This window comes from Bradyrhizobium sp. BEA-2-5, assembly GCF_032918025.1.
Classification (GTDB): Bacteria; Pseudomonadota; Alphaproteobacteria; order Rhizobiales; family Xanthobacteraceae; genus Bradyrhizobium; species Bradyrhizobium pachyrhizi.
Window position 1 is genome coordinate 6,041,413 of record NZ_CP136629.1, and the last position, 20,570, is coordinate 6,061,982.

Below are 20,570 nucleotides of genomic sequence, written 5' to 3' on the forward strand. Positions count from 1 at the left end.
CTAACTCGCCGCCCGGAGCAGCCGTTCCGCAGCGGCCCTCGCCTCCGCCGTGATCTCGGCGCCGGCGAGCATGCGCGCGATCTCCTCGCGGCGGTGGTCGGCGGCGAGCGCATTGACGCGGGTGGCGACGCGCTTGCCCTTGTCCAGGGCGTCCTTGGAGATCAGGAGGTGCTGGTCGGCGCGGGCGGCGACCTGTGGGGCGTGGGTCACGGCCATGACCTGGACCTTGCCGGCAAGGCGCGCGAGGCGCCCGCCGATGGCGTCCGCAACCGCACCGCCGACGCCGGTGTCGATCTCATCGAACACCAGGGTCGGCGCCGAACCGCGGTCGGACAACACGACCTTGAGCGCAAGGAGGAAGCGCGACAGCTCGCCGCCGGAGGCGACCTTCATCAGCGGACCCGGCTTGGTGCCCGGATTGGTCTGGACCCAGAACTCGACACGGTCGAACCCTTGCGGACCGGGTGCGGCCTCATCGGTCTCGACCTGGGTCATGAACTTGGCCCGTTCGAGCTTGAGCGGCGCGAGCTCGGCATTGACGGCCTTGTTGAGCTTCTCGGCGGCCTTGGTGCGCGCCGCCGACAGCTTGGCGGCAGCCGCCGCATAGCGCTTGTCGGCTTCACCGGCGGCCGCTTCCAGCTTCTTCAGCTGGTCGGCACCGGCATCGATCAGCACGACGTCGGCGGCATATTTGGCGGCCAGCGCGGCGAGGCCGTCGACCGGCGTCGAATATTTGCGCGAGGCGGCGCGAAGGGCGAACAGCCGTTCCTCGATGCGCTCGAGCTCGGCGGGATCGAAATCGGTCGCCGCCAGCGCCGCCTGGAGATGCTGATCGGCTTCCTCCAGCGCATTGATCGCGGTGTCAATCGCCTTCACCGCAGGCTCGACCAGCGCCGGCGAGTTGACGCCGCGGCGCTCCAGCCGGCGCACCGCCGCCGATAGCGTAGCGACCGGCGAATGATTGCCGCCGACCGCCTCCTGCGCCTCGCGCAGGTCGGAGGCGATCTTCTCGCCCTGCATCATGGTGGTGCGGCGCGAGGCCAGCGCGGTCTCCTCGCCATCCTTGGGCGCGAGCTGCTTCAGCTCGTCGGAGGCATGGCGGAGATAATCGGCCTCGCGCGCGGCGCTCTCCATGGCGGCGCGATGCTCGTCGAGATCAGCATTGGCGGTCCGCCTGATGTCCCACAGCGCTTCCAGCGCCGCGACGTCCTTCTCGTGTCCGGCGAAGGCATCGAGCAGGCGGCGGTGGGTGGCGGCATCGACCAGCGCGCGCTCGTCGTGCTGGCCGTGGATCTCGACCAGGGCGGCACCGACCGCCTTCAGCGTCTGCACGCTGATCGACTGGTCGTTGATGAAGGCGCGGGTGCGACCGTCGGCGAGCTGCACCCGACGGAGAATCATCTCACCGGTGTCGTCGAGGCCGTTCTCGGTCAGGATCCCGGCCGCCGGATGCCCCTTCGGGATATCGAACACGGCGGTGACCTGCCCCTGCTCCGCGCCGTGGCGCACGAGGCCGGCATCGCCCCGGCCACCGAGCGCCAGTGCAAAGGCATCGAGCAGGATGGATTTGCCCGCACCGGTCTCGCCGGTCAAAACCGCGAGGCCCGAGGCGAATTCGATATCGAGCCGTTCGATCAGGACGATGTCACGGATCGACAGACGCGCCAGCATGGAACCAAATTTCCTAGCCGAGACCCATCTTCTTGAAGGTCCGGCTGATCCAGGACCCCTGATTCTCGCTCGGCTCGAGACCGCCAGATTTTACAAGATTATAGGCGTCCTTGTACCAGCGGCTGTCAGGAAAATTGTGCCCCAGCACGGCCGCCGCGGTCTGCGCCTCGCCGACGATGCCGATCGCCATATAGGCCTCGGTGAGCCGGAACAGCGCCTCCTCGACGTGGCGGGTGGTCTGGTACTGCGTGACGACGGTCTTGTAGCGGTTGATCGCGGCCGTGTAGTCGCGCTTCTGCGCGTAGTAGCGGCCGACGTTCATTTCCTTGCCGGCGAGTTGGTCGCGCGCACCCTCGATCTTGGCCTTGGCCGAAGTCGCATATTCGGAAGTCGGATATTTGCGCACCACCTCTTCCAGAGCGGCGATCGCCTTCTCGGTGCGGGCCTGGTCGCGGCTGATGTCCGGGATCTGGTCGTAATGGGAGGCGGCGATCAGATATTGCGCATAGGCCGCGTCCGGGCTGCCCGGATGCAGCGTGACGTAGCGGGTGGCAGCGCCGATGCAGCCGTCATAGTCGCCGCCCTGATAGGACGCATAGGCCGACATCAGCAGCGATTTGCGGGCCCAGTCGGAATAAGGATGCTGGCGGTCGACCTCTTCGAACTTCTTGGAGGCGGCCTTCAGGTCCTTCTTCTCGTTCATCATGTACAAGCCCTCATTGTAGAGCTTGTCCGCGGGCTCATCGACGAACGTGTCGTCCTTGGCCATGAACTTGTCCCACAGCGCGCCGGTGCCGCAGCCGCTGAGCGGCATGGCCAGCACGATCAGACCCGCCGCAAAACGCAGCGCGCGCGCGGCCTTGGTCAGGCCGGAGACGTCAGAAGAATTGCGTGATTCGAGCGCCATACGCATTGCCGACATGAATTTTAAAACCTGACGCCTTTGATGCGGTTAACGGCGACCCCACTCCACCCATGAACCGCGGTCATGGATGCAATATTTCCAGTGCCTTGACTGCCGTTACTCGCAACCGCAGGCCTGCTTAGCCGAAAAATGACCGTGGACCAACCGAATACGGAGCCATTCCGCCGGGAATAAGGCGACCCGACGAAGCTCACAGCCTGCTGTGGTTGTTACGGAAATTGGGCCCGACCGCCTGCGGCGATCAGGACACGTCCGGGCCATAGGCCGGGGCGACGAGACCGCCCACGGTGCCTGCACCGGCTTCGACATGGCCACGGGCCGGCCGCCGAGCCGTCTCCGATTCGACCACGCGCCAGGCGGTACGGTCGGCGAGCAGCGCGGTCAGGACAGCGTGGTTGAGCTTGTGGCCGCCACGCACCGAGCGGTAGGCGCCAAGTAGCGGCAGGCCGGCCAGCGAGAGGTCGCCGATCACGTCGAGCACCTTGTGGCGGGCGCATTCGTCGGCGTAGCGCAGGCCCTCGGGATTGAGCAGCCGCTCATCGTCGAACACGACGGTATTGTCGAAGGAAGCGCCGAGGGCATAGCCCGCGCTCCAGAGCCGCGCGACGTCGCACATCAGACCGAACGTCCGGGCCCGCGCAACCTCGCGGCGGAAACCTTCCGGCGACAGATCGAAGGAGAAGGTCTGGCGGCCAATCACCTGGTTGGTGAAATCGATCTCGACTTCAGCGCGGAACCCGCCTGCGAACGGACGCAGTTCGCCAACCGATTCGCCGATCTTGACTTGCACCGGCTTCAAAACCTGGATGAAGCGACGGACGCCGGGCTGGGTCACAATGCCCGCCTGATCGATGGCCGCGACGAACGCGGCGGCGCTGCCGTCCATGATCGGCACTTCGGGACCATCGATCTCGATGGTGGCGTTGTCGACGCCCATGCCCCGCAGTGCGGCAAGCACGTGCTCGGCGGTGGATACCAGCGGCCCTTCGCGGTCACCCAGCACCGTCGCGAACTCGGTCGCGATCACCGCATCGGCGGTGGCCACGACTTCGCGGTCGGAACCCTCGAGGCCCGTACGGACAAAAATAAAACCTGCGTCGACAGGCGCAGGCCCAAGGGTGAGAGTGACGGGAAGACCGGAATGAACGCCTACGCCTGCCACAGAGGCTTGCGCACGAAGCGTTGTTTGCCGGCTGAACTTCATTCGATAATGCCCACTACCCGACTTCACTCAATTCAAGTGGCCAAATTTCCCCAAGGCCGACTCGCTTGAGCTCCCCAAGTCACGGCAAACCATAGTCACTGCCTCAAACAGCGCCAACTCACGCTTTTTTACCGATTGTTACCCCATCTCCGCCGCATTCACGCCCAAGGTTAACCAAATTACGGCAGCGAAAACGGTCCTCGGCGACGCGCCATCTGACCACCGAAAGAATAATTAATCATTTAAAATCAGTTGCTTGTTTATCCGGCGCAATCGCTTGTGCGCGACAAGGAAAAGGCCCCGGCGGTTCCCCGCCGAGGCCTTCTTCGTAGCCAAGGTTGTAACAATCCTCAGGTCGCCTGCCGCCGCAGGAAGGCCGGGATATCAAGATGATCGTCGCCCTGTGGCGCCGGCGCAACAGGTGCCTGGCGGCCATGAGCGTCCAGACCCTGCGGCGCAGGGCGCTTTGCATATTCGGATACCGGCGATTCGTTCGCCGAGATCTGCTGGGCGACGCTGCGGGCCGGCTTGCGCTCGGGCAGCGGCGGCATGGCGGGACCGGCGGTGCGGGCGGCGACCGGCGGCTCGCTCTCCTCGTCGCGACGGCCGAGGCCGACATTGGCGAGGCGCTGCAGCAGCGACAGGCGAGTCTTCTGCGGGGTCTCTTCCTCGACCTCGCCGCGGGCCTGACGAATCTCGGCCTGGGCCGGCATCGGCAGTTCCTCGATGCGCGGCATCCGCGGAGCACGGACCGGCGACCGTTCCGCCGCCTGCGGGATGAAGGTCTCGGGCGGCATCGGCTCATGCTGCTCGGCCCGGGCGGCCTCGTGGTCCGGGAACAACGAGGGCTTCTGGGCAATCGGCCGCACGGTGACGTCACCGTAGGAGGCCGGCTGCATCGGCGCCTGGGCAGCCGGCGCGCTGTCGGGAGCAACCGCGGCGGCGATCGCCGCGAGCGCGGCGCGCTCGACAGCCGGACGCTGCTGCGGAGCGGCGGGAGCTGCAATCGGGGCGACCGTCACGCCGGTCGGCGGTTCCAGCTTCTGGGCACGCTCGGCCATGCGCTGATTGTCGGCACGCAGGCGGGCGGTCAGATCGGCCAGCCGGCTCTCCGGCGAACCGCCCGACTGCTGCGCGGCGGGAGCCTGGGCGCGGGAGGCGATCGCGGCCTGCTCGATGCCGGTGGCGACCACCGAGACGCGGATCAGACCGTCGAGCGCCTCGTCGAAGGTCGCGCCGACGATGATGTTGGCGTCCTGGTCGACTTCCTCGCGGATGCGGGTGGCGGCCTCGTCGACCTCGAACAGGGTGAGGTCCTTGCCGCCGGTGATGGAGATGAGGAGGCCCTTGGCGCCCTTCATCGAGCTGTCGTCGATCAGCGGGTTGGCGATCGCGGCTTCGGCGGCCGTCAGCGCGCGCTTGTCGCCGGAGGCTTCGCCGGTGCCCATCATCGCCTTGCCCATCTCGCGCATGACGGCGCGGACGTCGGCGAAGTCGAGGTTGATCAGGCCTTCCTTGACCATCAGGTCGGTGATGCAGGCGACACCCGAATAGAGCACCTGGTCGGCCATCGCGAACGCGTCGGCGAAGGTGGTCTTCTCGTTGGCGACCCGGAACAGGTTCTGGTTCGGGATGATCAGGAGCGTATCGACGACCTTGTGCAGTTCGTTGATGCCAGCTTCCGCGGTGCGCATCCGGCGCCCGCCCTCGAAGTGGAACGGCTTGGTCACGACGCCGACGGTAAGGATGCCCATGTCGCGCGCGGTCTTGGCGATCACGGGAGCGGCGCCGGTGCCGGTGCCGCCGCCCATGCCGGCGGTGACGAACACCATGTTGGCGCCCGAGAGATGGTCGCGCAGCTCGTCGATCACCTCTTCCGCCGCCGCGGCGCCGACGTTCGGCTGCGAGCCGGCGCCGAGGCCTTGCGTGACCGCCGTGCCCATCTGCACGATGCGCTGCGCCTTCGACATCGTCAGCGCCTGCGCGTCGGTGTTGGCGACCACGAAATCGACGCCCTGGAGGCCCGCCGTGATCATGTTGTTGACGGCGTTGCCACCGGCGCCGCCGACGCCGAACACGGTGATCCGGGGCTTCAGTTCGCTGATGTCAGGGGGTGTCAGATTGAGTGCCATGGTTGCCTCTCTCGATTATGCGCGCGTTGGTTCGTCCCGGCCGCTGGCCGCCGGAGCTGGTGAAAATGCTGTGAGCCGGGGTGCCGTCATCAGAAGCCCTCGCGTAGCCATCGTCCGACCTTTCCGAAATATCCGCCGGTCCCTGTCCTGACCTGCTGCCGCGTATGCCGCGGTTCGACATGTTCGAGGTGAACATATTGCGGGTAGACGAGGAGTCCGGCCGGCACCGCGAACGCGGCGTTCTTCGCCTCGTTGGGCAGCCGGCCGAAACCGAGCGGACGACCGATGCGGACCTGACGGTTCAGGATGCGGGTGGCAAGCTCGACGGTGCCGGTGAGCTGCGAGGCGCCGCCGCTCAGCACGACGCGCGCCCTCGGCTCTGCCGCAAAGGGGGAATCCGCGAGCCGGTCACGGACCATTTCGAAAATCTCCTCGGCGCGATGCCGGACAATGTTCGCAATCGTGGCGCGGGACACGATTTGCGGTGTCTCCCGATCATCGCCTGCAGTGGGAACAGACATCAGCTCACGCGAGTCCGATCCGCCGGTGATGACGGTCCCGTATAACGTCTTGATTCGCTCGGCATCGGCAATGGTCGCTGAGAGTCCGCGCGCGAGATCCATCGTGATGTGTTGCCCGCCGACCGCAAAACCCGCCGCATGCACGAAACGGCCGCCGGCATAGACCGCGATCGTGGTGGTGCCCGCGCCCATCTCGACGACGGCGGCGCCGAGATCGGCCTCGTCGTCGGTCAGCACCGACAGGCCGGCCACGTAGGGGCTCGCCGCCATGGCTTCGACATTGATGTGGCAGCGTTCCACCGCCAGCATCAGGTTCCGCGCCACGGTGGCGTCGCAGGTGACGACGTTCATGTCGACGCCGAACTGGTGCGCGACCATGCCGCGGGGATCGCGGATGCCCTTGACGCCGTCGAGCGTGTAGCCGACCGGCAGCGCGTGCAGCACGGTGCGGCCCTCGCCGGTGGCGTGGCGCATGCCGGTGGAGGTGACGCGGCTGACATCGGCCGGCGTCACGGCGCCGCCACGGATGTCCGCGGCGGCTTCGACCAGCTGGCCGGAGAGCCGGCCGCCGGAGACCGACAGCAGCACCGACTCGACCCGCACCTTGGCCATCTTCTCCGCGAGCCCGACGGCCTGGCGCACCGCCTGCTCGCATTCGCCGAGATCGATCACCGCGCCGGCCTTCATGCCGCGCGCCTGGATCTGGCTGTAGCCGATCAGTTCCACGGCGTGGGTGCGGCCGCGCAGCGCATCGCTCGGCGGCGACGGCTTCAGCCGCGCGATCATGCAGGCGAACTTGCTGGTGCCGATGTCGAGCGAAGCCACCATCGCGGTGCGCTTCTGCATCGGGCGCGTCTTCGGCGTCTGGGTGCGATCGAGACCGGTCATGCGGAATCCCCGGCCTTCTTTTTCTTCTTGTCCTTGAACTGATCCTCACGCGCCTTGGCGGCGTCCTCCGACAGCTGCACCACCAGCCGATCGGGCAGGCGCATGTCGACGGCGACGATATCGCGGGAGAACAGCCTGTCGTCCTTGTCGAGCTTCGACAGCATCGCAAGCGCGTTGCCGACGTCCTGCTCGGGCAGGCGGATGTCGAGGCCGTCCTTGAGCCTCAGGTTCCAGCGCCGCTCGCCAACGAAGACCGCGGCTTTCGTCACCGAGCGCACCTGCGGGTAACGGTCGAGCAGCGCCAGAAAGTCGTGAGCCCTGACGTCGGCCCCCTTGCCGACCACGAGCGGCAGCGACAGGAAGCGGCGCGAGACGTAGGGTTCGAGCACGGCGCCGTCGGAGGCGATCACCGACAGGCGGCCGTTCTGCTGCCACAGCGCGAAGGCGGTGCGCTCGACGATGTCGATCTGCAGCCGGCCCGGATAGAGCTTCAGCACGGTCGCATCCGCGATCCAGGGATTGGCCTTGAGCTTGTCGCGCACCGCTTCGGCGTCGAGGAACAGCAGCGAGGAGCGGCCGCTGACGCCGCCGATGGCGAGGATCTCGTCCTGGGTGAGCTGCTTGCGGCCGTTGATCACGACCGAGGTGATGCGGAAGCCGGCGGAATTGGCCAGCGCGTTGCGGGCGTTGCTGACCGCGGTGACGAAGTCCTGGAGATGGCCGCCCTTGACGATGCCGAAGCCCAGGCTGCCGAACAGGATCGCGAGCGTCGCGACCAGGCCGATGCGGCGCGGCAGATAGCGTTCGACCATCAGGATGTAGCGGTTCGGCGGCTCGCGATCGATCACCTGCGGCCGCTTGGCGGGACGCCGCCTGCGGCGCGCGAGATGGGCGCCGATATACTCGCGCAGCAGCACCGCCGCTCCAATCGCGGCCGCCTTCAGGTCAGCTTGGGGCCTCAGCGATCTGAAAAGCGATCGGGTGAGGCTTCCTGCTCCATCCATTGCACGAGCTCGTCACATGTTGCGCCCGCAAACCCCGCGGGTCCCGGCACAAATCACGTCTCGGCTAGACCGGTGGGATTAGAGTGGCCCCCTGTTCCCTGGTTGCGATCCTCGAAGCGGTAATCCGCGACAGCTCACGCGCCGGCAGCCAAAGCGCCATATGCGCCGCCAGCGTTAACCTTCGGACGTCCTGGTAAACAAAAGGTAAAAGACTTCGGCCTGGAGCGTGTTTTGACCAACGCTGTGAGTACTTTGCCGCGAACTCGTTAGCATTTTAGCAACAGCGCCCGGGTTCCATCCGGCCGACCAGGGCGGGTTCCGCCCGGCCGGGCATTAACTTCGGACGCGGCGGCGGGCCAGCTCGATCTGGTCGGTGAGGAAGTCGGCAAAGGCGATGCCCTGTGCTTTCAAGGCCTTAGGGTACAGTGATGCCGCGGTGAGCCCCGGCAGGGTGTTGGTCTCGAGATAGACCGGGCCATTGGCCGAGACGATGAAATCGCTGCGCGAGTAGCCTGCGCAGGACAACGCACGATGCGCCCGCAGCGCGTGGTCCATGATCGCGGCGCTGACCTCAGGCGCGAAGCGGCCGGGGCAGATCTCCTGGGTCGACTTCAGGAGATATTTCGCGGCGTAGTCGAAATTGCCCTCGCCCGGGATGATCTCGATCGGCGGCAGCGAGAACACGGAGCCGTCGGACCGCTCCAGCACGCCGCAGGTCGCCTCGACGCCGGCGATATAGGGCTCGATCACGTACTCTTCGTGCTTGGCCGCATTGCGGACGGCGACGAGATCCTGCTTGGCGTTGACGAAGATCAGCCCGTAGCTCGAGCCGTCCTTGGCCGGTTTCGCAATCAGCCTGCCGTGTTTCGCGAAGGCGTCATCGATCTGTTCGACATTGATGCCCTGCGGCGCGTTGAGGCCTGCGATCGCGGCGAAGCGCTTTGCCGACGGCTTGTCGAACGCCAGATGCGATGATGCCGAACCGGAGCCGGTGAACGCAACGCCGCGCATCTCGCACATCGCCTGCAATTCGCCATTCTCGGCGCGGCCGCCGTGCAAACCGAACACCAGCACCCGCTGCTCGGCGCTCGCCTTGTCGAGCGCCTGCTCGAGTGCGATGCCGCGACCGTCGGGCTTGAAGTCGACCTCGAACGGCCGCGTGTGGCCAAGCAGTTTTTCCGACGTCACCGCGTGCACGGTGTCGTCGACGTCCCAGAACCAGAGATCCGCGTCGGGCAGCGCGCGGTGCAGCGCCTGCGTGCTCGCCACCGAGACCAGCCGCTCCTTGTTGGTGCCGCCGAACAGAATGGTCACCTGCATCTTCTTTGCCTGTCTTCGCTACTTCCGTCATTCCGGGATGGTCCGAAGGACCAGACCTCAGGTGCGCAATTGCGCACCGGGGAATCTCGATTAACGACCTCTGGATTCCGGGCTCGATGCTGCGCATCGCCCCGGAATGACGACTACGATGAATTTCCGATCCGCTTGATTTCCCAGTTTAGCTCGATTCCGGAATTTGCCTTCACCCGTTCGCGCACGGTCTCGCCGAGCGTCTCGATTTCGTGCGCGGTGGCATCGCCGGTGTTGATCAGGAAATTGCAGTGCATCTCGGAGACCTGCGCGCCGCCAACGCGCAGGCCGCGGCACCCGGCGGCGTCGATCAGCTTCCAGGCGGAGTGTCCCGGCGGGTTCTTGAAGGTCGAGCCGCCGGTCTTTTCCCGGATCGGCTGCGCAGTCTCGCGATGGCTTTGCACCTCCGCCATGCGGGCGCGGATCACCTCAGCATCGGTGATCTCGCCGCGAAAGCGGGCGGAGGTGAAGATGATCGAGGCATCGACGCCGCTGTTGCGGTAGACGAACTTCATGTCGGCGTTGCCGAACGTATGCTTCGTTCCATCGCGGCCGATGCCGGTGGCCTCGATCAGCACATCCTTGGTCTCGCCGCCATTGGCGCCCGCATTCATGCGCAGCGCGCCGCCGATCGTGCCGGGAATGCCGAAGTAGAATTCGAGCCCGCCGATATTCCCGGACGCCGCCACCTCCGCCACGCGCTTGTCGAGCGCTGCCGCGCCGGCGGTGACGATATCTCCGCTCGCGCTCGCCTCGCCGAAGGCGCGCGGCGCAAGGCGGATCACGACGCCGGCAATGCCGCCATCGCGCACGATCAGGTTGGAGCCGACGCCGACGACGTAGACCGGCAATTCCTGCGGCAGGCGGTTCAGGAAATAGGCGAGATCGTCCTCGTCCGCGGGCGTGAACAGCACCTGCGCCGGCCCCCCGACACGAAACCAGGTGAGCTCGGCCAGCGACTGGTTCGCAAGCAGCCGGCCCCGCAGATCAGGCATCGCGGCTTTGAGAGCGGGCGTGATGTCGGGGAAGCTCACGATCACCCCAGCGCCTTCAATTCGCCGGGCAATGCATACGCCCATTGCGTGATGTTGCCGGCCCCGAGGCACACGACGAGATCGCCGGGCTTCGCGAGGCCGTGCACGATCTTTGCGAGTTCGCCCGCGTTCGGCAGCGGGATCACCTCGCGATGGCCGTGGGCGCGCAGGCCGGCGACGAAGTGATCGCGGTCGACGCCCTCGATCGGCGTCTCGCCTGCGGAATAGACATCGGCGACGATCACCGCATCGGCATCGTTGAAGCAGGTGCAGAATTCCTCGAACAGGGATTGCAGGCGGGTGTAGCGGTGCGGCTGCACCACGGCGATGACCTTGCCGGTGTAGGAATCGCGCGCCGCTTTCAGCACCGCCGCGATCTCCACGGGGTGATGGCCGTAATCGTCGATGATGGTGACGCCGTTCCATTCGCCGGTCTTGGTGAAGCGGCGCTTGACGCCACCGAAACCTGCGATGGCACTGCGGATCTTGTCGTCGGACACACCGAGCGCGTGAGCGACCGCAATCGCCGCCGTCGCGTTGGAGGCGTTGTGCCGGCCCGGCATCGGTAGCATGATATCGGCGATCTCATGGACCGCGCCGGACTTGCGATCGCGGATCGCGACCGAGAATTTCGAGCCGCCGCCCATCGGCGTCAGATCCTTGAGCTGCGCATCGGCCTGCGGATTTTCCCCGTAGGTGATGATGCGGCGGTCCTCGATCTTGCCGACGAGGCTCTGCACCACCGGATGATCGATGCACATCACGGCAAAGCCGTAGAACGGCAAATTCTCGACGAAGTGACGGAAGGCATCCTGCACGGCGTCGAAGGTCTTGAAGTGGTCGAGATGCTCGGGGTCGACATTGGTGACGATCGCGACATCGGTCGGCAGCTTCAGGAAGGTGCCGTCGCTCTCGTCGGCCTCCACCACCATCCAGTCGCCGGCCCCCAGCCGCGCGTTGGAGCCGTAGGCATTGATGATGCCGCCGTTGATCACGGTGGGATCGAGCCCGCCGGCGTCGAGCAGCGTTGCGACCATCGTGGTCGTCGTGGTCTTGCCATGGGTGCCGGCGATCGCGACGCAGCTCTTCAGCCGCATCAGTTCCGCCAGCATCTCGGCGCGCCGCACCACCGGAATGCGTCGCGCGCGGGCCGCCATCAGTTCGGGATTATCGCGCTTGATCGCAGTCGAGACCACGACGACATCGGCGCCGTCGACATTCTCGGCGGCGTGGCCGACCGAAACCTTCGCGCCCTTCTTGCGCAGACGGTCGAGATTGTAGTTGTCGGAGGCGTCCGAGCCCTGCACGGAATAGCCGAGATTGACCAGCACCTCGGCGATGCCACTCATGCCGATCCCGCCGATCCCGACGAAGTGGATGGGTCCGATCTCGCGCGGCAGTCTCATGTTGCTAACACCTTCATCGTGTCCGGGCTCACCCGGCAATCCTCCGACTTATGAAAGACTGATATGGCCAGGACAAGCCCGGCCATAGCGTCCCACGCCCGAAAATTCTTCGAAAGCGGCCTAAATTCCTGCCACTTTCGCCACCAGATCGGCCAGCCGCTCGGCGGCATCGAGCCGGCCGACGCCGCGCGCTGACGCCGCCATCGCGGTCAGTTTCGCGGGTTCGGCAGCGTAGGCCGAAATGTCAGCGGCCAGCCGCTCGGACGTGAAGTCGCTCTGCGCGATGCGCAGCGCGCCGTTCGCCTGCGACAGCACGCCAGCATTGGCGAACTGGTCCTGGTCGATCGAGCCGGGCAGCGGCACCAGGATGGAGGGCCGGCCGATCGCCGCGAGCTCGGCGACGGTGCCCGCGCCGGAGCGCGAGATCAGGTGGTTGGAGGCGAGCCGCGCCGGCAGATCCGTGAAGAACGGCGCGAGCTCCACCTTGATCTTGAGCTTGTCGTAGACCGCGCGCACGCGGCTCATGTCCTCTTCGCGCACCTGCTGGGTGAGGACGAGGCGGCTCCATAACGCGGGCTCGAGCCGCTCGATCGCGCCCGGCACGATATCGGCCATGATGCGCGCGCCCTGGCTGCCGCCGACGACGAGCAGGCGCAGCGGACCATTCACCTCGGGGGGGCTATATTTCACCGCAGCAGCGGCGAGAACTGCCGGCCGCATCGGCGTGCCGACGGTCGTGGTCTTGGCCGACAGCGCCGGATCGCGATCGAGCACGCCGGGCAAGGAGGTCGCGATGGCGCGGACGCGGCTCGACAGGAACCGGTTGGCGCGACCGAGCACGGCGTTGGCGTCGTGGATGATGCCGGGCACGCCGAGCAGCCGCGCCGCCATCAGCGGCGGCAAGGTTGGATAGCCGCCGAAGCCGACCACGGCCGCGGGCTTCAGCCGGCGCACCAGATTGGCGGCGATCAGCGTGCCGTAGCCAAGCATCAGCGCGGTCCGCGCCAGCGAGATCGGGTTGCGGCTGCGCACGGTCGCGCTCGGCACGAGGTCGATGCTCTCCCTGCCGAACAGGCCGGTATAGCGCAGCGCGCGCTCGTCGGTGACGAGGCGGACGCGAAAGCCGCGCCGGATCAATTCGACGCCGAGCGCCTCGGCCGGAAACAGATGGCCGCCGGTGCCGCCCGCGGCGAGAAGAATCAGAGGCGCGTTGTCCATGGTTTCCAGATAACCGACACGACCGTCACAGTCACCTACGCGTAGGCGCGCTGAGCGCTGGCGCCCTCCATCGCTTCGACCTCGGTGCGCGGGCGCAGCCGCGTCAGAGCCAGCATCATGCCGACACCATAGGCCAGCGACACGATCGAGGAGCCGCCATAGGAGATAAACGGCAGCGTCATGCCCTTGGCTGGAATCAGCTGAAGGTTGACCGACATGTTGATCGCGGCCTGCACTCCGAACAGGATCGCAAGGCCCGAGGCCGCAAAGCGCGAGAACATGTCCTCATTGGCATAGGCGCGCGACAGCGTGCGGATGACGACGAAGGCGAACAGCGCCAGCATGGCGAGGCACAGGATGATGCCGAACTCTTCGGCTGCGACCGCGAACACGAAATCGGTGTGGCTGTCCGGCAGGCTGCGCTTGGCAATGCCCTCACCCGGCCCGAGGCCGAACCAGCCGCCGTTGTAGAAGGCTTCCATGGCGGTATCGACCTGGAAGGTGTCGCCGGAGGCCGGATTCATGAAGCGCCTGATGCGGCCGGCGACGTGCGGGACGAACAGATAGGCGCTGAACAGGCCGGCGGCGCCGAGACCCGCGAGACCGAACACCCAGATCATGCGCATGCCCGCGATGAAGAACAGCGAGCCCCACACCATCAGGACCAGCATGGTCTGGCCGAAATCGGGCTCCATCACCAGCAGCGTCACCAGCATCAAGAGCAGCACCAGCGCCATCGAGGTCGCCGGCATCTCCGGCCGCCTGGTCGATTCCGCGAACAGCCATGCCGCGATCACGACGAACGACGGCTTGGCGATCTCGGAGGCCTGGATGTTGAGGCCGAGCAGCGTGATCCAGCGCCGCGAGCCCTTCACCTCGGGCCCGATGGCGAGCGTCATCACGATCAGGACGATCGAGACCGCGAACACGATCAGCGCGGTGCGCCGGATCTGCCGCGGCGTCATGAACGAGACGCCGATCAGCACCATCAGCGACGGCACCAGGAACAGCACGTGGCGGCTGAAGAAATGGAAGGGATCGAGCCCGATGCGCGTCGCAACCGGCGGGCTCGCCGCCAGCGACAGGATCACGCCGGTCAGCATCAAGGCCAGGATGGCGCCCATCAGCGGCTTGTCGACGGTCCACCACCACTCGGAAAAGGGGGTGCGTTCTTCACGGGAGAGCATGGGCGTCCCCAGATGGCAGAGATAACGTCCATTCGTGGCGCAGGATGGTTTCCAAGGGGTTAACGGGTTGGGTAACTTTTGAGGGAGGTGGATTGGCGCCTCAAGCACAGCTGTCTGGATGCCCGCATGGGCGGGGCATGACACCGGAGAGAATGAGAGCCCACGGCTCCTTCCGCGCGTCGTCCCTGCGAAAGCAGGGACCCATACTCCGCGGCGGATGCTGTTGAAGCGACTCGTCGTTCCAACATCGCGCAACAATCAGCGTCGGTGGTTATGGGTCCCTGCTTTCGCAGGGACGACACCGAGCGTTGGACGCCTCTTGCGCGTCATGCGTCCCCATTCTCGCGACATGAATCGTCCGAGCTTTGCATCTCGTTTCGCCCGCTCTTGAAGAGGGCGCAGGGAAAGCCGGGTGCCGATCGCACCCATGGGCCCCGGCAATGGGTAGAAAGCTCGGGGGTAGGACCGCAGGTGTAGCCGGAAACAACCCGGCTTTCCCTGCGCGATGGGTTTCGCTGCGCTCTACCATCCTACGATTCTTCGCGCGCCCCGCAATGAAGGGGAGATTGTGCCTACACCACCGGCTTGACGCCGGGCAATGCCTGGACGATGTCGCGGAAGGCAGTGCCTCGGATCTCGAAATTGCGGTACTGGTCGAAGGAGGCGCAGGCGGGCGACAGCAGCACGACGGCATCCGCGAGCCCCGATGCCTCGGCATCGCGCGCGGCGCTGGCGATCGCGACGTCGAGCGTGCCGGACATGTCGTGCGGGACGCGCTCGCCGAGCGTGCCGGAGAATTCGGCCGCCGCCTCGCCGATCAGATAGGCCTTGCGGATGCGCGGAAAATATTCGGTCAGGCTGGTGATGCCGCCGGCCTTGGGCTTGCCGCCGGCGATCCAGAAGATGTCGGCAAACGACGACAGCGCATGCGCGGTGGCGTCCGCATTGGTGCCCTTGGAATCGTTGACGAACAGCACGTTGCCGCGGCGGCCGACCTGCTCCATGCGGTGCGCAAGGCCGGGAAAGCTGCGCAGACCGTTCTGCAGCACCTCGGTCGCGATCCCCATCGCCAGCGCGCAGGCCGAGGCGCAGGCGGCGTTCTGCGCATTGTGCAGACCGCGCAACGAGCCGATGCCGCCTAACCGCGCTATCTCGCTGCGCGCCGCGCCCGACGCACGCACGATGGTCTCGTGCTCGACATAGATGCCGCTCGCCAGCGGATTCTTGACGGAGATGCGCACCACGTTCTTGCCGGCGCGGTCGAGCCGGTCGGCGATGTCGCGGCAGAAGCCGTCGTCGACACCGACGATCGCGGTGCCGCCGTCCTGCACGCCGGCAACGAGGCGTTCCTTCACGGCGGCATAATGTTCGATGGTGCCGTGGCGATCGATATGGTCCTCGCTGACATTGAGCAGGATGCCGACGGAGGGATCGAGCGAGGGCGTGAGGTCGATCTGGTAGGACGACATCTCGATGACGTGGACGCGGCCCATACGCGGCGGCTCCAGCGACAGGATCGCGGTGCCGATATTGCCGCCCATCTGGGTGTCGTAGCCGGCGACTTTCGTCAGATGCGCGATCAGCGCCGTCGTGGTCGACTTGCCGTTGGTGCCGGTGATGGCGACGAACGGCGCATCCGGCGCGTGCCGGCGCCGCTCGCGGCAGAACAGCTCGATGTCGCCGATCACCTCGACCCCGGCCTCGCGCGCCTTCAGCACGCTCCAGTGCGGCACGGGATGGGTGAGCGGCACGCCGGGCGCGAGCACCAGTGCGGCGAAATTCGCCCACGAGACGTTGCGCAGATCGGCGGTGATGAAGCCGGCCTGCGCGGCCTTGGCGACGTTCTCGGCATTGTCGTCGGCGGCGATCACCTCGGCGCCGCCCGCTTTCAGGGCATGGCAGGAGGCGAGCCCCGAGCCGCCGAGGCCGAACACCGCGACCGTCTTGCCGGCGAAGGATGTGACCGGGATCATGGCGACGCTCAGCGCAGCTTGAGGGTGGAGAGCCCGGCGAGCGCCAGCATCACCGAGATGATCCAGAAGCGGATCACGATCTGCGGCTCGGTCCAGCCGAGCTGCTCGAAATGGTGGTGGATCGGCGCCATCCGGAAGATGCGTTTTCCGGTCAGCTTGAACGACACCACCTGCACGATGACGGAGACCGCCTCCAGCACGAACAGACCGCCGATCACGGCGAGCACGATCTCGTGCTTCACCGCGACCGCGATCGCGCCCAGCATGCCGCCGAGCGCGAGCGAGCCGGTGTCGCCCATGAAGATCGAGGCCGGCGGCGCATTGAACCAGAGGAAGCCGAGACCGGCGCCCAGCAATGCGCCGCAGAGCACCGCGAGCTCGCCGGTGCCGGCGACATATTTGATCTGGAGATATTCGGCGAACACGGCGTTGCCGGCGAGGTAAGCGATCATCGCAAAGCTGGCGGTCGCGATCATCACCGGCACGATGGCAAGGCCATCGAGACCATCGGTGAGATTCACCGCGTTGCCGGAGCCGACGATGACGAAGGCGCCGAAGATGACGAAGAACCAACCGAAATTGATCACGAGGTCCTTGAAGAACGGAATCACGAGCGAGGTCGACGACACGTCGCGCCCGAGCCGGACCAGCGCGTAGGTGGCGGCGAGCCCGATCACCGCCTCGATCAAGAGCCGCAGCTTGCCGGCGAAGCCGCTGTGCGACTGCTTTGTGACCTTCAAATAATCGTCATAGAAGCCGACGAAGCCGAAGCCGAGCGTCACCGCGAGCACGATCCAGACATAGGGGTTGAGCGGATTGGCCCACAGCACCGTGCCGACGGTGAGGCCGGACAGGATCATCAGCCCGCCCATGGTGGGCGTGCCCTTCTTGGCGAGATGCGATTGCGGGCCGTCGGAGCGGATCGGCTGGCCCTTGCCCTGGCGGATGCGCAGATGGTCGATGATCCAGGGCCCGAACAGAAACACGAACAGCGCGCCGGTCACGACCGCCCCGCCGGTGCGGAAGGTGATGTAGCGGAAGACGTTCAAAGCGCTGCGGAACGCCCCAAACCCCGGAACGGTGTTGGACAGTTCGATCAACCAGTAGAACATTCGAGGGGTCCTATACCGCTTCTTCGTGCGCGGCCTTGTCGGGGAAGCGTTTTTCCAGCGCGCTGACAATGAGCTTCATCTTCGATCCCAGCGAGCCCTTCACCATGATCACGTCACCGGCACGGACCGCGGCAATCGCCTGCGCTTCGAGCGCCGCCGAGCTCTCGGCATAGCCTCCCCGCTTGCCGGTGGAAAGGGCATCCCACAGATTCCGCATCAGCGGACCACAACAATATACGAGGTCGATGCGGTTGGCGGTCACGGCCTCGTTGAGGCCGCGGTGCAAATCGGGCCCGGTCGGCCCGAGCTCGAGCATGTCACCGAGCACCGCGATGCGGCGGCCATGCGGCCCGGTCTGGGCCTGACCGAGCACGTTGAGCGCGGCGCCCATCGAGGCCGGGTTGGCGTTGTAGCTCTCGTCGATCAGCGTCGCCTCGCCATGGCCGACCTCGAGGGTGCGGCGGAGGCCGCGGCCGGTCGGCGCCGCGAGCTGCGACAGCGACAGCGCCGCGCGCGCGATATCGGCGCCGAGCAGCGAAGCGCCGGCGAGCACCGCGAGCGAGTTCATCGCCATGTGCCGGCCGGGCATGCCGATCTTGTAGGTGATGTCATGATCCAGAATATCCGCATGCACCGCCGAGCAGGTCGCGTGCAGCGAGAGGTCGAGCAGCCGCGCTTCGGCGCGCTTGTCGGCGCCGAACGAGACGATGCGCGAGATGCCGGCCTGCCTGGCCCGCTGTTGCAGCCGCGCGAATTGTCCGTTGTCGCGGTTGAGCACGGCGGCGCCATCGGGCTCGAGCCCTGCGAAGATCTCCGCCTTGGCGTCGGCGATCGCCTCGATGCCGGCGAAGAATTCCAGATGCACCGGCTCGATGGTGGTGATGATTGCGACGTGCGGGCGCACCATCTTCACCAGCGGCGTGATCTCGCCGGCATGATTCATGCCGATCTCGAACACCGCAAAGCGCGTGCTGGCCGGGCAGCGCGCCAGCGACAGCGGCACGCCCCAATGATTGTTGAACGACGCCACCGACGCATGGGTCTGGCCCTGCGCCGACAGCACGCGGCGCAGCGCCTCCTTGGTCGAGGTCTTGCCGACCGAGCCGGTCACCGCGACGATCTGCGCGTTGAGCCGCGCGCGCGAGGCATGCGCGAGCTCGACGAGGCCGGCGAGCACGTCGTCGACCACCAGCAGCGGCGTATCAGTGGGAAACTTCGCCCGTTGCGCGGTCTCGACCACCGCGAGCCCGGCACCGGCCTTCAGCGCCGCCTCGACGAAGGCATGGCCGTCATGGACGTCGCCCTTGATCGCGAAATACGCCTCGCCCGGCGCGATGGTGCGGCTGTCGATCGAGAGACCGGTGACGCCGTCCGGCAGCACGCCTTGCATGGCGGCGCGCATCGCCGTCGCCATCGCATCCGAGGTCCACAACATCGTGCTCATGCGCCCTCCGCAGCCAATGCACTGGCGACCGCCTCATGATCGCTGAACGGCAGCGTCGTGTTGCCGACGATCTGCCCGACCTCGTGGCCCTTGCCGGCGACCACCAGCGCATCGCCCGGCGCGAGGCCGGCAATGCCGGCGCGGATCGCGGCGGCGCGGTCGCCGATCTCGCGGGCGCCCTTCGCGGTGGCGAGGATCGCGGCGCGGATGGCTTCCGGCTTCTCGCTGCGCGGATTGTCGTCGGTGACGATGATGCCGTCGGCGTTCTCGGCCGCGATCTCGCCCATGATCGGACGCTTGCCGGCATCGCGGTCGCCACCGGCGCCGAACACGACGACCAGCCTGCGCTTCGCATAAGGCCGCAGCGCCTGCAGCGCCTTCGCGAGCGCATCGGGCTTGTGCGCATAGTCGACGAAGATCGGCGCGCCGTTGCGCTCGCCGACGCGCTCGAGCCGACCCTTGGCGCCTTCGATATGTTCGAGGCAGTTGCGAACACATCTGCCGCATCGCTGCCGGTGCCGATCGCAAGGCCCGCCGACACCAGCGCGTTCTCGATCTGGAATTCGCCGACCAGCGGCAGCCGGACCGCGTGCTTGCGCCCGCGGTGCTCGATCAGGAGTTGCTGGGCAAAGCCTTCGATGGCGGCATCGAGGAGCTTGATGCCATCGCCTGCATCGGCGTTGCGCCCGACCGCGATGATGCGCAGGCCGCGCGAGCGCGCCGCATCGATCACCTCGGCCGAGCAATCATGATCGGCCGAGATCACCGCGGCGCCACCCGGCGGCACCAGCTCGCGGAACAGGCGGAGCTTCGCGGCGAGATAATGCGCAACGCTTGGATGGTAATCCATGTGGTCGCGCGAGAGGTTGGTGAAGCCGCCGGCGGAGACGCGCACGCCGTCGAGGCGATACTGGTCGAGCCCGTGCGAGGAGGCCTCGAAGGCGAGATGGGTGACGCCCTCGCGCGCGATCTCGTCGATCTGCCGGTGCAGCGCGATCGGATCCGGCGTCGTCAGCGAGCCATAGACGGTGCGTTTGGGCGAGACCAGACCGATGGTGCCGATGCTGGCGGAGGCATGCCCCAGCCGCTCCCAGATCTGACGCGTGAAGGCCGCGACCGAGGTCTTGCCGCTGGTTCCGGTGACGGCGGCGATCGTGGCGGGCTGCGCGGGAAAGAATTTGGCCGCGGCGAGCGCCAGCGCACGGCGCGGATTCGGCGTGATGACGAAGGGGGCGCGCGCGTGACCTTGCGGCAGATGGTCGCTGGCGACCGCGACCGCGCCGGCGGCAATCGCCGCATCGACGAAGCGCGCGCCATCGGTCCTGCTGCCGGCCAGCGCGAAGAACAGGTCGCCCGGCTTCACCGCGCGGCTGTCGATCGCAAGCCCTCCGACAATGAGCGAGGAGGCACTCGGATCGATCGTGGCATCATCGCTGAAGAGGTCGCGAAGTCTCATGATCTTCCAGTCTGGCCGGCGCCGTTCTGGCGCCGCGTGAGTATA

At 66.6% G+C, this 20,570-nt stretch carries 14 protein-coding genes and 1 pseudogene; all 15 read right to left on the reverse strand.

What is annotated here, in order from left to right:
- Positions 1-1,671, reverse strand: coding sequence for a DNA repair protein RecN (gene recN / locus RX327_RS28600; protein ID WP_317247797.1), 1,671 nt, complete (start codon positions 1,669-1,671; stop codon positions 1-3).
- 13 nt (positions 1,672-1,684) lie between these two features.
- Complete coding sequence (locus tag RX327_RS28605; RefSeq protein ID WP_410712092.1) at positions 1,685-2,593, reverse strand: outer membrane protein assembly factor BamD; 909 nt, start codon at positions 2,591-2,593, stop codon at positions 1,685-1,687.
- Between the two features lie 244 nt (positions 2,594-2,837).
- Positions 2,838-3,800: a UDP-3-O-acyl-N-acetylglucosamine deacetylase gene (gene lpxC / locus RX327_RS28610; protein WP_317247799.1), complete on the reverse strand. Its 963-nt coding sequence runs from the start codon at positions 3,798-3,800 to the stop codon at positions 2,838-2,840.
- Positions 3,801-4,150: 350 nt separating this feature from the next.
- Positions 4,151-5,932 (reverse strand): cell division protein FtsZ, encoded by a 1,782-nt coding sequence (gene ftsZ, locus RX327_RS28615; protein ID WP_317247800.1) that lies wholly within the window; start codon positions 5,930-5,932, stop codon positions 4,151-4,153.
- Between the two features lie 89 nt (positions 5,933-6,021).
- The gene (ftsA, locus tag RX327_RS28620) at positions 6,022-7,341 is read right to left on the reverse strand and encodes a cell division protein FtsA (protein ID WP_317247801.1); all 1,320 of its coding nucleotides are present in this window, start codon (positions 7,339-7,341) and stop codon (positions 6,022-6,024) included.
- Complete coding sequence (locus tag RX327_RS28625; protein WP_317247802.1) at positions 7,338-8,345, reverse strand: cell division protein FtsQ/DivIB; 1,008 nt, start codon at positions 8,343-8,345, stop codon at positions 7,338-7,340. The genes ftsA and RX327_RS28625 overlap by 4 nt, the downstream gene beginning before the upstream one ends.
- A 333-nt stretch (positions 8,346-8,678) precedes the next feature.
- Positions 8,679-9,665, reverse strand: coding sequence for a D-alanine--D-alanine ligase (locus tag RX327_RS28630; RefSeq protein ID WP_317247803.1), 987 nt, complete (start codon positions 9,663-9,665; stop codon positions 8,679-8,681).
- Between the two features lie 143 nt (positions 9,666-9,808).
- The gene (gene murB / locus RX327_RS28635; protein ID WP_317251343.1) at positions 9,809-10,729 is read right to left on the reverse strand and encodes a UDP-N-acetylmuramate dehydrogenase; all 921 of its coding nucleotides are present in this window, start codon (positions 10,727-10,729) and stop codon (positions 9,809-9,811) included.
- 2 nt (positions 10,730-10,731) lie between these two features.
- The gene (murC, locus tag RX327_RS28640; RefSeq protein ID WP_317247804.1) at positions 10,732-12,135 is read right to left on the reverse strand and encodes a UDP-N-acetylmuramate--L-alanine ligase; all 1,404 of its coding nucleotides are present in this window, start codon (positions 12,133-12,135) and stop codon (positions 10,732-10,734) included.
- A gap of 120 nt (positions 12,136-12,255) precedes the next feature.
- Positions 12,256-13,353, reverse strand: a complete 1,098-nt coding sequence (murG, locus tag RX327_RS28645) for an undecaprenyldiphospho-muramoylpentapeptide beta-N-acetylglucosaminyltransferase (RefSeq protein WP_317247805.1) — start codon at positions 13,351-13,353, stop codon at positions 12,256-12,258.
- A 35-nt stretch (positions 13,354-13,388) separates the two neighbouring features.
- Entirely contained in the window at positions 13,389-14,540 is a 1,152-nt protein-coding gene (ftsW, locus tag RX327_RS28650; RefSeq protein WP_317247806.1) for a putative lipid II flippase FtsW, read from the reverse strand.
- Between the two features lie 572 nt (positions 14,541-15,112).
- Positions 15,113-16,513 (reverse strand): UDP-N-acetylmuramoyl-L-alanine--D-glutamate ligase, encoded by a 1,401-nt coding sequence (gene murD / locus RX327_RS28655; RefSeq protein WP_317247807.1) that lies wholly within the window; start codon positions 16,511-16,513, stop codon positions 15,113-15,115.
- 8 nt (positions 16,514-16,521) lie between these two features.
- On the reverse strand, positions 16,522-17,625 hold the full coding sequence (gene mraY / locus RX327_RS28660) for a phospho-N-acetylmuramoyl-pentapeptide-transferase (RefSeq protein WP_317247808.1): 1,104 nt from the start codon (positions 17,623-17,625) through the stop codon (positions 16,522-16,524).
- A 10-nt stretch (positions 17,626-17,635) separates the two neighbouring features.
- The gene (locus RX327_RS28665) at positions 17,636-19,069 is read right to left on the reverse strand and encodes a UDP-N-acetylmuramoylalanyl-D-glutamyl-2,6-diaminopimelate--D-alanyl-D-alanine ligase (protein ID WP_050385391.1); all 1,434 of its coding nucleotides are present in this window, start codon (positions 19,067-19,069) and stop codon (positions 17,636-17,638) included.
- Positions 19,066-20,525, reverse strand: a pseudogene (locus RX327_RS28670) (UDP-N-acetylmuramoyl-L-alanyl-D-glutamate--2,6-diaminopimelate ligase). The gene RX327_RS28665 and the pseudogene RX327_RS28670 overlap by 4 nt, the downstream one beginning before the upstream one ends.
- Positions 20,526-20,570 lie beyond the last annotated feature (45 nt).

Bases quoted from the DNA above. Each gene is read 5' to 3' on its own strand.
- RX327_RS28605 (WP_410712092.1), bottom strand. From the start codon at position 2,593: ATGTCGGCAATGCGTATGGCGCTCGAATCACGCAATTCTTCTGACGTC.
- recN (WP_317247797.1), bottom strand. From the start codon at position 1,671: ATGCTGGCGCGTCTGTCGATCCGTGACATCGTCCTGATCGAACGGCTC.
- ftsA (WP_317247801.1), bottom strand. From the start codon at position 7,341: ATGACCGGTCTCGATCGCACCCAGACGCCGAAGACGCGCCCGATGCAG.
- murD (WP_317247807.1), bottom strand. From the start codon at position 16,513: ATGATCCCGGTCACATCCTTCGCCGGCAAGACGGTCGCGGTGTTCGGC.
- ftsW (WP_317247806.1), bottom strand. From the start codon at position 14,540: ATGCTCTCCCGTGAAGAACGCACCCCCTTTTCCGAGTGGTGGTGGACC.
- lpxC (WP_317247799.1), bottom strand. From the start codon at position 3,800: ATGAAGTTCAGCCGGCAAACAACGCTTCGTGCGCAAGCCTCTGTGGCA.
- murG (WP_317247805.1), bottom strand. From the start codon at position 13,353: ATGGACAACGCGCCTCTGATTCTTCTCGCCGCGGGCGGCACCGGCGGC.
- RX327_RS28630 (WP_317247803.1), bottom strand. From the start codon at position 9,665: ATGCAGGTGACCATTCTGTTCGGCGGCACCAACAAGGAGCGGCTGGTC.
- murC (WP_317247804.1), bottom strand. From the start codon at position 12,135: ATGAGACTGCCGCGCGAGATCGGACCCATCCACTTCGTCGGGATCGGC.
- ftsZ (WP_317247800.1), bottom strand. From the start codon at position 5,932: ATGGCACTCAATCTGACACCCCCTGACATCAGCGAACTGAAGCCCCGG.
- RX327_RS28625 (WP_317247802.1), bottom strand. From the start codon at position 8,345: ATGGATGGAGCAGGAAGCCTCACCCGATCGCTTTTCAGATCGCTGAGG.
- mraY (WP_317247808.1), bottom strand. From the start codon at position 17,625: ATGTTCTACTGGTTGATCGAACTGTCCAACACCGTTCCGGGGTTTGGG.
- RX327_RS28665 (WP_050385391.1), bottom strand. From the start codon at position 19,069: ATGAGCACGATGTTGTGGACCTCGGATGCGATGGCGACGGCGATGCGC.